Origin of the sequence: Thiobacillus denitrificans DSM 12475 (assembly GCF_000376425.1) — a bacterium.
GTDB classification, from domain to species: Bacteria; Pseudomonadota; Gammaproteobacteria; order Burkholderiales; family Thiobacillaceae; genus Thiobacillus; species Thiobacillus denitrificans.
Genome location: NZ_AQWL01000014.1, coordinates 39036 through 50794 on the forward strand (window position 1 = coordinate 39036; position 11759 = coordinate 50794).

Sequence of the window (11759 nt, forward strand, 5' to 3'; positions counted from 1 at the left end):
GCATCCTGTCTACCAATGAGCCTATCAAGCATTCGCGCCATTCCCGCTGTCGCGCGAAACTTCCGTATTTTCGCCACCGATTGGGGTTCGCGCTTTTCGACGCCCCTCCGCCATCTTCTGTTTTTTCTCGGCTTGCTCGTTCTCGGCAGATCTTCTTGCTGCGAACGTCTCCGTCCAGAACGCTTCGACCAGAGATTCCAAGTCGTCATTGGCCAACTGCCACGCCATCGCTGCGCCGTTCTGCTTGCGATCCAGATCGGCACCGCATTCCGTGCAGTGGAGCAATTGGCCATTGGTTTCGTCCGGCAAGACATCGCCGCCGCAGATCGAACACCGGCTGGCCGTCTCTCCCGTCAATTCAAACATGGCCGATCCGGCTTTCGCCGCCGCCCACCGAATCGCCGATTCCAGTTCATAAAGCGCCGCCACGACGCGGCCGGCGCGCGCCTTTTTGGCGAATTCCGTTCGCTCGCCAGTGATTTCGTCAATTTTGACGGCGGCCTTGGCCAAGTCCAGCGGCTCCAGCACGATCGAGCTGTACTGGCGTGCGAGATCGATGGCGGTCTGCCGATAGAACCCTTTCCTCGTATTGCGTGCACGACGCGCGATATGTGCAGCCGATTGCCACTGTAACCGGTCCTCTTTCCTCCAATCTTCAAGCCATTCCGGCAAGAAATCCACATCCCGGAGCATGCCGCACAACCGGTGCAGGCGCCGGATGGCGACGTGGTTGGCGGGCAGACGGTGAATCGCCTTCAATTCGTCTGCTGCCCTGGCAAGACGCACTTCCGGGGAATCGGGTGGCAGGCTTTCGACGCTCTCGATATCCATATCAGGCACTTCGATTTCTTTCAGTCGCGGAACGATGGCATCGCGCGCCGAGTCCCGCTCCGACTGAATGGCGCTGGAACGCACGAGGCTTTGCTCAACTTCCGCGGGGAGTTTCAGTACATATGCCTGACCCGGATCAGCCCCATCGGTAATGCCCGCCACACACCGCCCTTCGTCGTTCGCAGCCCAGCCGAAGTGGACGGCAACCAGCGGTTTTCTTCCGGCCAGCGCCTCCTGCTCGATGGGCGGACGCTTCACCTGCATCTGGATGGCCCACTTGTAGTCCTTGCCCACCCGCCTGCGAATGAGCCGGCATAGCCCCGCGGTCGCGCCATCCGGCAGCGGCCGGTGGTACTGCCAGGTCCCCGTGGCGTTCGTGGCAGCCTTGGCCGCGCCAAGCCGGAAGCGGAGTTCGCCGTATTTGCGCGGGCCGCAACCGTTGGTAGGAGACAAGGCCACTTCTCCATGCTTTCCAGCAAGAATCGTATCGACTGGCACGCCGCCCGCGGCAGTGAACTGCAGGGTCAGTGTGTCCTGGTCCTTGTCCTCGCCCACCGCAAAACGCGGGGCGTTGCCGCGAGCAAAGGATTTCTTGAAAGCGGTGAGCGCGGCGTCGAGCACCTGGTTTGCGGTTGCCCAGCCCAGGCCATCGGCCACCGCTTTGCTGCGAATCCTGTAGGTCTCGCAGGCGCTGTTCTTGCCAATCCTGGACAGGTACATGGACTGGATATCAGACCGGTGATTCTTTCTGGCTTCCTTGACGAAGACGGCCAGCTCGCGCCACTTCTCGCGCCGGCTTTCGGCTATGCACTTCATCGCGTCTTCGTTGTTTTCCGCGCGCGCCGCGTCGAAGGCGGCGTTGAGCGCGTCAATCTCCTCTTGGCAGCGCTGCGCGTCCGGGCCCGACTTCTCCAGCACAAAAGCCTTCATCTCCGTGACGATGCCGCGGATAGTGGCCACGAGGTCGTTGTACAGGCGACGGGATTTTATGATCTGGTCGCCGACTGCCTGGATGCAATCCTTGTCCAAACGCGCGCCATATTCGTAGATCAGGACATTGCCTTGCGGAAGCAGGGAGGGTTTGATTTCTGACATCGGATATCTCTCTTTCTTTCGATATGCGAACGGGCAAAACGTCATTCACGCTTGAATTCTCGATTTCAATTTACGCGGCAAAATCGCGCGCAATCCTGCTCCGGCACGCCGAAGCGCTCCGCGATGGCGGCATACTGTGGCATCACGCCCCGGACCTCTTCCACGATGCCCCTGGATCGGGCAATACCCCATTTCCGGCCCAGATCGGCAAGTGCTTCTCTTTTGATGGTCGGATTGAGATCGAAGTTGAGGATGTGCTCCTGGTTGTCATTGACGTTGGGCAACAAGTCGAACGAGGGCGCAAGCTCGTAGCCATCCGGGCCGCCCAGGAGCCAGAAGTTCTTCAGGTGGTCGTCGGTGTTCTTCACCATGGCGTTGAAAACCATCCAGCGGAACAGGGCCGGGGCATCGCCGCCCGGGCGGCTGCCGTGCTTGCGTATCCAGTCGAGCAAGTCCTTGTAGCCCACGACGTACCAGCCGGTCGCTGCGAGCGCCGTCTGAAAACTCATCATGTGGCGCCGGCCACCCTCTGGCGTCAGGTCAAAACGCTTGACCAGCAAGGCCCTGCGGTTTTCGCCCAGCTGCACAATTTTTGATTCCGGGACCACAAGCCCGGCCTGTCTGCCCAGTTCCAGGGTGGCTGCCTCCAGCCCCACCATGTCCACCTGGTCCTTGATGCTGGGAAACTTGGCGAGCCATTCGCCGTACTGGTCACGGATCAGGGCTTTCGGGCGCGCGCCGCCCGGTGAACTGCCGGCATACAGCAGGGCCATATAGCCGTCATCACTACCATCATCATGATGGCCCTCTTCGTATTGCTGCACGGCATGATGTAGTTCCTGCAGCTCATAGTCATGTGGCTGTCGCGGTTGCCATTGCGTGCCGGGTGGAAGAAATGCCAGCGCCCCCATCCCGCTATTGCCCAGCGCCCGAAGGAGATAGGGCGGGCCCTGCTCCGCCCTGGGCAGCGCCGCACGGCGAATGAGGAGCTTGCGCCCCCAGTCGTCCGGCAGGGCGTCTTCGAAAATCATCAGGGGCGCGGTCAGGCGCTCCGTCTCCCATTCGGTTCTTTCCAGCGGCAACGCGACAGGATCGAGCGGGAACGCCAGTGGATGCGCGAGATAGGCAGCCGTGTAGCGGAACGCCGAGCGATAGCTGCCGCGCGTGTCGGGATCGGAGAAGGCGAGCTCGCCGCACAAGACGTTTTTCCCGTCTGGCAGGGTCAGCCATACGTCGAGACGGATCATGGGTTGCGGGTTTTCCGGGCTGCCGGGCGGCGCACACGCTTTCTCGAGGCCGGGATCGCCCGCTCATCCTCATCGAACAGCGAACGCTGCTCGCGCAGAATATTCTGGATGTCTTGCCCGCGTCCCAAGAGACCGATCGCCTCCGCCCAGTACCGAATGGCCGTGTTGGGGTCGCCCTGCTCCATGCGACGCAAGGTGGGAACGGATACCCCGATCCGAGCGGCAAAATCGTCTTGCGTCTGCTCGGCCCTAATGCGCCACGCACGCAGCCGCTCGCCAAGCAGCCCAAGTTCTTTAATGGAATCCATTTTTTCTATTATCTGAGATATCGCGATCTAATACAATCTACATATATTATTATTCTTCACACACATTGCAAAGAATGTGTTGGAAGGCTGGCGGCGAACAGAGCATAAAAAAATCCTCTGGCACAAAGGCACAGAGGATTGGGGTGGGTCAATTGCAGGCTCTCTCGATCTGCTCCTTGTGGTACGCGACCTTCTGGGCAAGCATCACCGCCTCATAGTCCAGCAACTTCTGGCGCTGGGCCACGGCATCGAACTTTTCCCGTGCAGGCGTGTAGCCTTCGGTTACCCAGGACTGGGCAATTTCAAAGGCGTCCTTGTCACTACGAGACGGACACGGCGCGTCGATCATCACACACGGGCCGCCCATCACAGGTTCTCCACCAGGTGTCGGACATCGCTCATGAAGATCTTGTCGACCAGTGCGTTGTGCTGGATGACACGAGCTTCAGTGGTGCTTTCGCCAGACTGGGGCACTTCGGTGATCTCGTCTTCACCAGCGCCTTCCGTGTCGTAGTCGAAGACCACGGCCTGGAGGGGATAGTTGGACGTGACGCCTTGCACCAGCCCGCCTTCCACCCCGATCTGAATCAGGATCGGCTCGATCTGTTTGGACACCTCAAGGTCGGTCTCCACGTTCTTGATGAGCATCTCGTCAACCTGGCCGCTTTTGACGGCGGTCAGGAGAGTCGCCAAGGTGTTCCGAAGCGAATCAGCGTTGAGACGCAGCAGGTCGTTCTCACGGTGAACGTGAGCAGTAGGATGGGACATCATTTGCAACCTCCTTTTCGGTTTATCCAGGAAAAGCCTGAATTTCAGTCGTTGCTGGGAGAGTTGAGGAACACGGTGCAAGCAGTGCTGCTGCTTGCTTGTGTCGTAAAAAAAACTTCGCGCGCCAGTCGACCCGAGCTGGGCGATGCAAAGCGATGAGCTGTTCGCAAATATCGACGAGAGTTTTTGTGTCAACAAGTTTCGCCAGCAAGGTAAGCCCCATTTCATAATCAAGAACCTGTTCAACATGCTTGCTCAGCATGTCGGCCTTGATGACTTCACGGCTATCAAACCCATTTGATCGATCTATTCGGGCATTCTTTGAGACGATCACGGTCGAAGCGAACTTGGGTTCCAGAGTGATGCCGAGCCGAGATGGCATCACCATATTCTGACTGATGACGTCGTACAGAACCTCAACATGGCGACGGTTCTGCTCAATGGGTGACGGGATCCCTTCGTAGGTCTTCTTGAAGTCGTTCCACTGCAAAAATTCGCCTTGCTCGTTGATTTTGATCCCCGCATGGAAGTGTTTCGATTCAGCAACGAAAACCAACAAGGACCGATGAAACAAGAGATGATCGATCTGTGCTACACGACCAGCCAACTCCAGCCGAAGGTCATGGATGACGGCTGTGTTTTTGGATTTCCCGAAGTCGAAGTCAATCAGGTAGGCCGCGTCCTTCTCCCCTTTGACTCCCGAACGCATGTTTCGAAGTTCTGCGGCAATACGCCTTTGGATATCCCCTTCGGCTTCCTTGTGCAATGCTTCAAGAACATCAACGTCAGCGGATTTGTCGTCAGCATTTTTCAGAATCATTAGTAGCTCCTTATCTTGACCTATATGCCGCTCGCAGCGCGTAGTGGTGACTTCGTTGGTAGGCCAAAATGAGTTGAGTAGTTACTCAACATTCAATTGCAAGGTTGCTCGACTGAAGCAGTGGATTTAAACGAAGAGCACCAAAACCGACACCAGCCTGTTCATGGTTGCCGCTCCACTCTGATGTCGGCTGGCACCTCGACGTCGAACCGTTCCTTAAGAATGTCCGTACCGTCTTCACGCCGACGGTTGCGTTGGTAGTTCAGGCGGGCCCTGGCGATGTGAATAGCGTCCTCCTCCATCATTCGCTCGTTCTCCGATCGCTGTGCCTCTGCACGCGCCTTGCGCATGAATATCTTGAAGACGATCGCGGTGAGGGCTACGGCCCCAATAACCAGGATCAGGGTGCCGGCAAGCGCCTTCATGCCCAGAGCGTAGGCACCAGCGCGGCCGGGAGATAAAGCGGGTGGGCTGGCTCGCCGGTGCCGTTCATCTTCAGGTAGTGCAGCGGTACCTCGGCTTCGCGCAGCAGTTTCAGCACCGTGTCACGCCTGTCTGTATGCGTCCCGTGATTGCCCCAGGCGCACACGACAAGGCCAGCCTGGCGTGCGGTCTGTACGATGACGCGGTCATTGTCCTTTCCGACCGGATCCACAGCGGTGTAGAGCGCATTGGGGTCGGTGCTGACCAGGGCAAAGAGGTTCGTGACGTAGAGGCCGCCATACCCCCACCGACGTGCGAAGTCCACGCACCGGGTCACCGTCGGGTCGAGCTGGTTCTCGTCGGCGATCGAAGGATTCAGCATCAAGAAATTAGCGTAGGGCAGGCGCTCATCCCAGACCCGCCACAGGCTGTAGCGCCATACCCGGCCGCCAGCGAAGTCGGCACCTGCGCTTTCAGGGAACAACTGGCTTTTCTGCCCGGAATCTGAACCGAGCTCCCTCTGCTGCTCAAGGGCTGCGCCGAACTGCACCTGGATCACGACGGCCCCGTCCATATCAGTCCTTCTTGATACAGCTGAATCCGACGATGTTGCCATTGCGTAGGTGAGCGGTGTAGCACACGGCTTTTGTTTCCGGATCTTCCTCGCGAACGACGCCCAGGTTCTGGTCGTTCACGGTCGTGACCATGTTCACGAACCTGAAGCCGTCTGCTGCGAACGCGGATTTGATGAATTCGGGGCTGGACACGACAAGCCCGCCGAGGATGGCGCCCAAAAACGCTGCGCCAAGAATCTTCGCTTTCATGATGGTCTCCTGAAGTAACGGCCGCACACGGTCAAATACCGGTACCCCATTATCGCAAACCGCCCCCCTCGATTTCGACCATCAAAATCTCCGGCCGCTCTGTTCACTTTACTTTGCCTAACTTGGCTTGTCGGCTTTGGCACTTGGATCATCGTATCCATGCAATCCGCCGGTTTCACGGGGCAAGGATTGGTTCGGACGGCATCCGAGAAATTTTGCCTATCTCGGAAACACATTGATAAAAGCTATTATTTTGGATCAGGAAAAGTGGCCATCTGAATTTCAATCAACAGAAGAGACCTATTCAATGAAATATCTGATTCGATATTGGAACAATATCCAACGGCGCTTATACAAAATTCCCGCGATCATCTGGGTAGGTGTCGCCACGGCTCTAGTCATCATAGGCCCGAAGTTGATCGGATCCGATGAATCAGGAATTTCGACGAAGATCGATCGCACAATCCCGGCCACGGTAGCTATGCATATAAAGGACGTAAAGCACGTCGACGACACTATTGTTCCAGGAGCCGGCTATGAAATTCATACCATGGCCATCACTTGGCGGGATGATTCGAAAACTGTACTCGACAACCTCACTCCAACCACCTATTCGCAGGTCAAACACACCTTCCTGGACAAGTTGCCATCCGCGGAGGTGCAGCAGAAGATATTGCCGCCTAAATCACCGTGGCAGGTGTACGCGCAACAAAGCATGACGTGGATATTCCTCGCTATGATGCTCTGGATGTCCCGCCGCCAGTTTTCGATGTTGGCCGGATCTTCGTTCGACATTCTGAAGCCGCAGAAAAACAATAGCTCAATGGACGACCTGTTGGGCATGAACGACATAAAGCAGGAAGTTAAGCAGATCATCCAGTTGCTCAATAACCCGGACCAACAGAAATCGCATGGCATCGAACATCCGATGAATATCTTGTTCACCGGCCCGGCGGGTACGGGAAAAACCCGGCTGGCCGCGATCATTGCCAAGGAACTGGACATGCCGATGCTGCACATCTCGGCGAGTAACCTCGAAAACGGCTTCCTTGCTGGCGGTAGCAACACGCTGAAGAGTTTGGCAGCCAAGGCAAGACGCATGGGACGTGCTGTGGTCTTTCTTGACGAAGGTCAATCGCTTTTCGTTAAGCGTGGACAGAGCGGCGTAGCCGGCGGGAAGTATGCGGACGACACAGCCAACACGTTGTTGACACTGCTTGACGGGGTAGATCGTGACGCCAGCTCGCACGTGATATGGATTGTCGCGACCAACTTCGATGACAGCACCTTCCAGATGGATGAGGCCATGAGCCGTCGATTTGGCTTCAAGGTCAATTTCCGTCTGCCTAACCGGGAAGAAAGAAAGCGTATTCTGACGAGCTTCTTCGAGCGTCGCGCAACTCATCTGAGTCCCGACCTGAATTACGATCTCCTCGCTGATGTCACCGCAGGCCTTGCACCGGCACTTTTAGAAACCATCGCCGACAAGGCGTCCATGCTGTCCATGCAGCAAAACGTGCCTATTGATACGAACCTGGCCATGTCGGCCTTTGAGCGTACAACGGTGGGCCTAACCAACCGGGAAACAACGGCGGAGCAGGACGAAACCCGACGCATCGTGGCCGTTCATGAACTAGGGCACTTTTTCGTTCAATTCGAAGAGGGGCGCCGCCGGTTTGGAAATGATCTCCAGGCGATTGGCAAGGACATCCCGGTCCTGAAGATTTCGACTGAATCCTTGGCCAAGGGCGCAGGTACAGCGCTGGGTTTCGTGCTCCAGAAGCAGCAGGATTCACATCTTCAGACCAGGACGGATCTTGAATGGGATGTTCGAAAATTGTATGGCGGTGCCGCGTCCGAGGAGATATTCAACGGCGAGGAGAATCTCACTACGGGCGCATACAACGATTTCCAGGAGGCCACCAAGCTCCTGAAGTCGATGGTCTGGGACATGGCGCTCTATTCACGCACAAAGCTGTCCTACACGGTACTCCTGGGTGAACTTCCGGAATCGAATACCCAAATGGTCAAGGAAATTGAGGAAGCATCGCAGCGCCTGTACGGTGAGACACTGAATATCATTCGCTCCTACACCGACATCATAACCACGATGGCGCCATACCTGCTCGAGCGTTATGCGCTCACATTGGATGAAGCCATACAATGGATCGGAGCCCACGAGCATTTGCTGCCGAATGATCCTTCACACAGAGAATTCGTGTCTGAGAGGCGAGTCAAAGATCGCCGAAACAGCAATAGGCCTGCAGTACCAGAAGTCCCTTTGACCAGCAGAATCGATTTACCAGGTATGTCATCCGCCGTCAGTATCGGCGACTAGGTTTGGTCATGATCGTTTATAAAGCTCCGATAAAGCCCAGGTAGCCTGATCACGCTATCTGCCGGTCGAAATAATCAAGGTCACGCGTCAGGCGGAACGCCTGCGCCGGCCGACCTGTCCCACGACGCATGCTGACCGGCTCGAGCGTTGAAAACGCCAGGACCTTGCGCCGGAAGTTCGCGCGGTCTATCGCTCGTCCCAGAACCGCCTCGTACACATCAAACATTTCCGCGATAGTAAAGACGGGTGGCAATAGATGGCCCAAGATCGTCGTGTAGCTCGCCTTCGAGCGCAGGCGATCGACAGCCAGCCGAATAAGGTGGGCATGGTCGAACGCGAGCTCCCCTGTCTGTTCGACATCGACCAGATTTAGCCCTTTGCGCGTCGCGAGTTCGTTCATCTCAGCCTCCTCGTGCAGGGCCAGGTAGACGATGCTGACTGACCAACCACGTGGATCTCTGGTGGCGTTGCCTTCGGTGATCACCTGTTCCAAATGGCGGGGCTCGAAGCCGAGCTTTGTTTTGAGGACTCGACGCGCTGCCGCCTCGCTGTTGACGTCCTCGTTCGTGTGGATGTAGCCGCCAGGCAGCGCCCACTCGCCAGCCTCTGGCGCGCGGTCACGCTGCATCAGCGCCACATGGAGGCGCCCCCCCAGAAGTGCAAGCATGACGATATCGACGGTAAGGATGGGTTTCGGGTAGCTCATATGCGGGTGTTAGGGACGCGCCACATTGCCGTGGCGGTCCACGATTTCCACGTCGCACGCATCGCCTCGCAGGCGGAACACGTAGCCGGCCCTCCAGTCCAGTGCGTGGCCGTGATCTTTGATCCAAGCGTCGGCGAGGGCTTTGGTCCGGAATCCCCGGTTGAACCATGTCGTCGCACCGCGCTTGATGAACCAGCGCAGGCCGGGGCCTTGGTCGGCATACTGAATACGCAGCGCGTCAACATTCCGCGCTGGCCTAACCCCTAAATCAAGCGAAGCAGCCACGGCTGCCGGCGTTTTCTCATTCATCAGGCATCTCCTGGGCCCTGTCAGCACCAATCGGCGCAATCGCGCAGACCTCTAGTCTTCGTGTCCGGCAACGTGTTCGTTAGAGGACACTTTCCTTGCTCTGAATGTGCAGTTCTTGTCGCCGAAAATATCGCCTCCCCACGGCCCACTGCATTGGCAGTGAATGTATTGCTTCTTGTGCCAGCGTGTGCAGTTTGCACAGCAGCGCATGTCGCCTGGGGGTAGCGCCACAACATTAGGTTAACTGGACCTTGCGCAATAGGCTTCGTCATTTCGTGTCCTCCTGTGCCGGCGCAGGGCCGGTTACGTCAAGGGTAGGGAACCAATGGCTCCCAAGGTCAATCTCCGTCCACTCGCGCACGCAGTTGTGGTCGGTGTCGTAAATGGCCGGAACCACTACCTCCATGCGCACGTCCTCCCCGCACTCGGCATAGCCTTGCCAGTGGTCTTTTGCCTCAAGCTCCGCGCCGTACTTGTCCAGCAGCGCCTGAAGCTCCTCTTTGAAGGCTTTTGCTACCTGCTCTTTCGTTTGCATCTCAACCGCTTTCCCCTAACCCGCCCAAAACTACGCTTTGTGCGTCCGGTCAAGCGCAGCGTTGGGCACCGGCCTCTCAGCGCCGCATGACCAGCACCCGAACTGATCCATGTCTGGCTCCCACGGAATTCCGCATTTGCACACTCGCTGCTCGGTCACTGGGTCGCCAGTGTCAGCCCATCGTTTCACACCGTCGCGCCCCATCACCCACTGGCGCATCGTCCCGCGCTCAAGGTCCATCGTCATTCCAAAGCCACCAGTAATCATTGGTTCTCTCCTGTGGTTACGCCAGCGCCTAACCAGCGTTGGGCACCAGATATTCCATGCGCCAGTCCGGGTGGTATGTTCCTGAATGTGGATCGCCATCCATCCGTACCTTAATGTATTGCCCGCACGCGCCAGTGATGATCCCGAACTGTGGACATTTGTGCGGATTGCCAGTGAACTTCACGCGACAGCCGCGCTTTGCCGGGACGCCGTATGTGTCGCGGATGTATTGCATGCTCATTGTCTTTCATCTCCTGACTAGTGCCCAATACCGCTAAGGCGCGTCGGCATTCACTTCACCATTAGGCACTACCCGCACCCAATCACGCTTTTCAGCGTCCCATTGGTAATCGTGGTCGTCTCCGTTTGCGTAAAAGTCTAGTGCCGCAACAGCTCCGCCTCCGTACCCTGCCAGGGTCATCGCCTGCGCCGGGTTTAGCCCGCTCACGGTTTCTCTCTTGCCGTCTCGCCAATACAGTGTGTAAAGCTTCATTTCTCACCTTTACGCCGTGCCTACCCACGCCCGCAAGCTGGCGCTGGTCAATCTAACTGATATGAAGGATGGTACACGCGGCCGATGCGAGCCCTTCGTATCGTATGGGCTCGCATCGAGGCGGCTCAAAACCTCACACTGCCAGGTGCCGGACATTGCCAGCTGTCCATCAGCCGGTCGCGGATAGTCGATAAAGGCTCGTCGACAAGCAAATTGCCATCGCGAAACACTGGCACCAACGCCCCGCCCTCGAACTCGGAACGGGTCTGCTCCTCGTAGAGGACGAAGTTAGTGCCTTCGTACTCCACACGCAACAGGCCTTTGGCCGATTTCTTCGTCCCATCGTCGGTTGCCGGATCCTTGAAGATGTCCACGGACTCGCCGCCAACCTCCGCATAGATCGCCTTCATGGCGAAACCGAACGTATCGCGCGACACGACCTGATAGGTGTAGGAGCCGATCCCAAACACGACGTTGGCCGAGGCGAAGCCCTTGTCCGCAAGACGAGACAGGATGGCCATGGCACGCTTCGGGGTCTCCTCGTTTTCAGTGCAATAAGTGACGGTACGCAAAGCTAGCACTGGCGCGGGGGTGGTCTGGGTAGACCGTTGATTTCATTGACTTTCCTGTTCGCTTTGTAAACGGGTATGGTGGCCTCCCACTTTTGAGGTTCACGATGCAGGGTTGGCACACAACGTTTTTGGGGATGCGTGGGCTCCCCCGCGATATCAGCGACTTCGAGATGAAGGCATTTTTCACCTTCGATGGTGCCGAGCGCGACGCAATCAATGCACG

General features: G+C 57.3%; 15 protein-coding genes. 1 reads left to right on the forward strand and 14 read right to left on the reverse strand.

The features are described 5' to 3' along the window. Positions 1–24: 24 nt before the first annotated feature. The 9 genes from B059_RS0116390 to B059_RS0116430 form a co-directional block, all read right to left on the reverse strand. A complete protein-coding gene (locus B059_RS0116390; RefSeq protein WP_018079340.1) occupies positions 25–1926 on the reverse strand; it encodes a hypothetical protein in 1902 nt (633 codons plus the stop codon). A gap of 65 nt (positions 1927–1991) precedes the next feature. Further along, on the reverse strand, positions 1992–3173 hold the full coding sequence (locus tag B059_RS0116395) for a type II toxin-antitoxin system HipA family toxin (protein ID WP_018079341.1): 1182 nt from the start codon (positions 3171–3173) through the stop codon (positions 1992–1994). Then, on the reverse strand, positions 3170–3481 hold the full coding sequence (locus tag B059_RS0116400) for a helix-turn-helix transcriptional regulator (RefSeq protein WP_018079342.1): 312 nt from the start codon (positions 3479–3481) through the stop codon (positions 3170–3172). The genes B059_RS0116395 and B059_RS0116400 overlap by 4 nt, the downstream gene beginning before the upstream one ends. Positions 3482–3629: 148 nt before the next feature. Further along, complete coding sequence (locus B059_RS0116405; RefSeq protein WP_157273783.1) at positions 3630–3830, reverse strand: hypothetical protein; 201 nt, start codon at positions 3828–3830, stop codon at positions 3630–3632. Positions 3831–3847: 17 nt separating this feature from the next. Beyond that, positions 3848–4252 (reverse strand): hypothetical protein, encoded by a 405-nt coding sequence (locus tag B059_RS19500; protein WP_018079344.1) that lies wholly within the window; start codon positions 4250–4252, stop codon positions 3848–3850. A gap of 19 nt (positions 4253–4271) precedes the next feature. Then, entirely contained in the window at positions 4272–5069 is a 798-nt protein-coding gene (locus B059_RS19505; RefSeq protein WP_018079345.1) for a nuclease-related domain-containing protein, read from the reverse strand. A 161-nt stretch (positions 5070–5230) separates the two neighbouring features. Next, positions 5231–5494, reverse strand: a complete 264-nt coding sequence (locus B059_RS0116420; RefSeq protein ID WP_018079346.1) for a hypothetical protein — start codon at positions 5492–5494, stop codon at positions 5231–5233. Next, entirely contained in the window at positions 5491–6066 is a 576-nt protein-coding gene (locus B059_RS0116425; RefSeq protein WP_018079347.1) for a DUF1643 domain-containing protein, read from the reverse strand. The genes B059_RS0116420 and B059_RS0116425 overlap by 4 nt, the downstream gene beginning before the upstream one ends. A 1-nt stretch (position 6067) precedes the next feature. Then, positions 6068–6316, reverse strand: coding sequence for a hypothetical protein (locus B059_RS0116430; RefSeq protein ID WP_018079348.1), 249 nt, complete (start codon positions 6314–6316; stop codon positions 6068–6070). A 235-nt stretch (positions 6317–6551) separates the two neighbouring features. On the opposite strand from B059_RS0116430, the gene B059_RS19510 reads away from it, so the two are divergent. Next, entirely contained in the window at positions 6552–8654 is a 2103-nt protein-coding gene (locus B059_RS19510; RefSeq protein WP_157273784.1) for an AAA family ATPase, read from the forward strand. Positions 8655–8703: 49 nt separating this feature from the next. Here B059_RS19510 and B059_RS0116440 read toward each other — a convergent pair whose 3' ends face one another. The 5 genes from B059_RS0116440 to B059_RS20065 all read right to left on the reverse strand — a co-directional run bounded on the left by B059_RS0116440 (position 8704) and on the right by B059_RS20065 (position 11485). Then, positions 8704–9360, reverse strand: coding sequence for an NUDIX hydrolase (locus tag B059_RS0116440; RefSeq protein WP_018079350.1), 657 nt, complete (start codon positions 9358–9360; stop codon positions 8704–8706). A gap of 9 nt (positions 9361–9369) precedes the next feature. Next, positions 9370–9669, reverse strand: coding sequence for a hypothetical protein (locus tag B059_RS0116445; RefSeq protein ID WP_018079351.1), 300 nt, complete (start codon positions 9667–9669; stop codon positions 9370–9372). Between the two features lie 268 nt (positions 9670–9937). Next, positions 9938–10204 (reverse strand): hypothetical protein, encoded by a 267-nt coding sequence (locus B059_RS0116450; RefSeq protein WP_018079352.1) that lies wholly within the window; start codon positions 10202–10204, stop codon positions 9938–9940. 295 nt (positions 10205–10499) lie between these two features. Next, positions 10500–10712, reverse strand: a complete 213-nt coding sequence (locus B059_RS20510) for a hypothetical protein (RefSeq protein ID WP_026177605.1) — start codon at positions 10710–10712, stop codon at positions 10500–10502. Between the two features lie 377 nt (positions 10713–11089). Further along, positions 11090–11485 carry a hypothetical protein gene (locus B059_RS20065; protein ID WP_081601671.1) on the reverse strand — a complete coding sequence of 132 codons (396 nt, stop codon included), beginning with the start codon at positions 11483–11485 and terminating at the stop codon, positions 11090–11092. Between the last annotated feature and the right edge of the window lie 274 nt (positions 11486–11759).

Excerpts from the sequence above, each read along its gene's own strand:
- B059_RS0116405 (WP_157273783.1), bottom strand. The coding sequence starts at position 3,830 with ATGATCGACGCGCCGTGTCCGTCTCGTAGTGACAAGGACGCCTTTGAA.
- B059_RS0116450 (WP_018079352.1), bottom strand. The coding sequence starts at position 10,204 with ATGCAAACGAAAGAGCAGGTAGCAAAAGCCTTCAAAGAGGAGCTTCAG.
- B059_RS0116420 (WP_018079346.1), bottom strand. The coding sequence starts at position 5,494 with ATGAAGGCGCTTGCCGGCACCCTGATCCTGGTTATTGGGGCCGTAGCC.
- B059_RS0116425 (WP_018079347.1), bottom strand. The coding sequence starts at position 6,066 with ATGGACGGGGCCGTCGTGATCCAGGTGCAGTTCGGCGCAGCCCTTGAG.
- B059_RS19505 (WP_018079345.1), bottom strand. The coding sequence starts at position 5,069 with ATGATTCTGAAAAATGCTGACGACAAATCCGCTGACGTTGATGTTCTT.
- B059_RS20510 (WP_026177605.1), bottom strand. The coding sequence starts at position 10,712 with ATGAGCATGCAATACATCCGCGACACATACGGCGTCCCGGCAAAGCGC.
- B059_RS20065 (WP_081601671.1), bottom strand. The coding sequence starts at position 11,485 with ATGGCCATCCTGTCTCGTCTTGCGGACAAGGGCTTCGCCTCGGCCAAC.
- B059_RS0116440 (WP_018079350.1), bottom strand. The coding sequence starts at position 9,360 with ATGAGCTACCCGAAACCCATCCTTACCGTCGATATCGTCATGCTTGCA.
- B059_RS19500 (WP_018079344.1), bottom strand. The coding sequence starts at position 4,252 with ATGATGTCCCATCCTACTGCTCACGTTCACCGTGAGAACGACCTGCTG.
- B059_RS0116390 (WP_018079340.1), bottom strand. The coding sequence starts at position 1,926 with ATGTCAGAAATCAAACCCTCCCTGCTTCCGCAAGGCAATGTCCTGATC.
- B059_RS0116430 (WP_018079348.1), bottom strand. The coding sequence starts at position 6,316 with ATGAAAGCGAAGATTCTTGGCGCAGCGTTTTTGGGCGCCATCCTCGGC.
- B059_RS0116400 (WP_018079342.1), bottom strand. The coding sequence starts at position 3,481 with ATGGATTCCATTAAAGAACTTGGGCTGCTTGGCGAGCGGCTGCGTGCG.
- B059_RS0116395 (WP_018079341.1), bottom strand. The coding sequence starts at position 3,173 with ATGATCCGTCTCGACGTATGGCTGACCCTGCCAGACGGGAAAAACGTC.
- B059_RS0116445 (WP_018079351.1), bottom strand. The coding sequence starts at position 9,669 with ATGAATGAGAAAACGCCGGCAGCCGTGGCTGCTTCGCTTGATTTAGGG.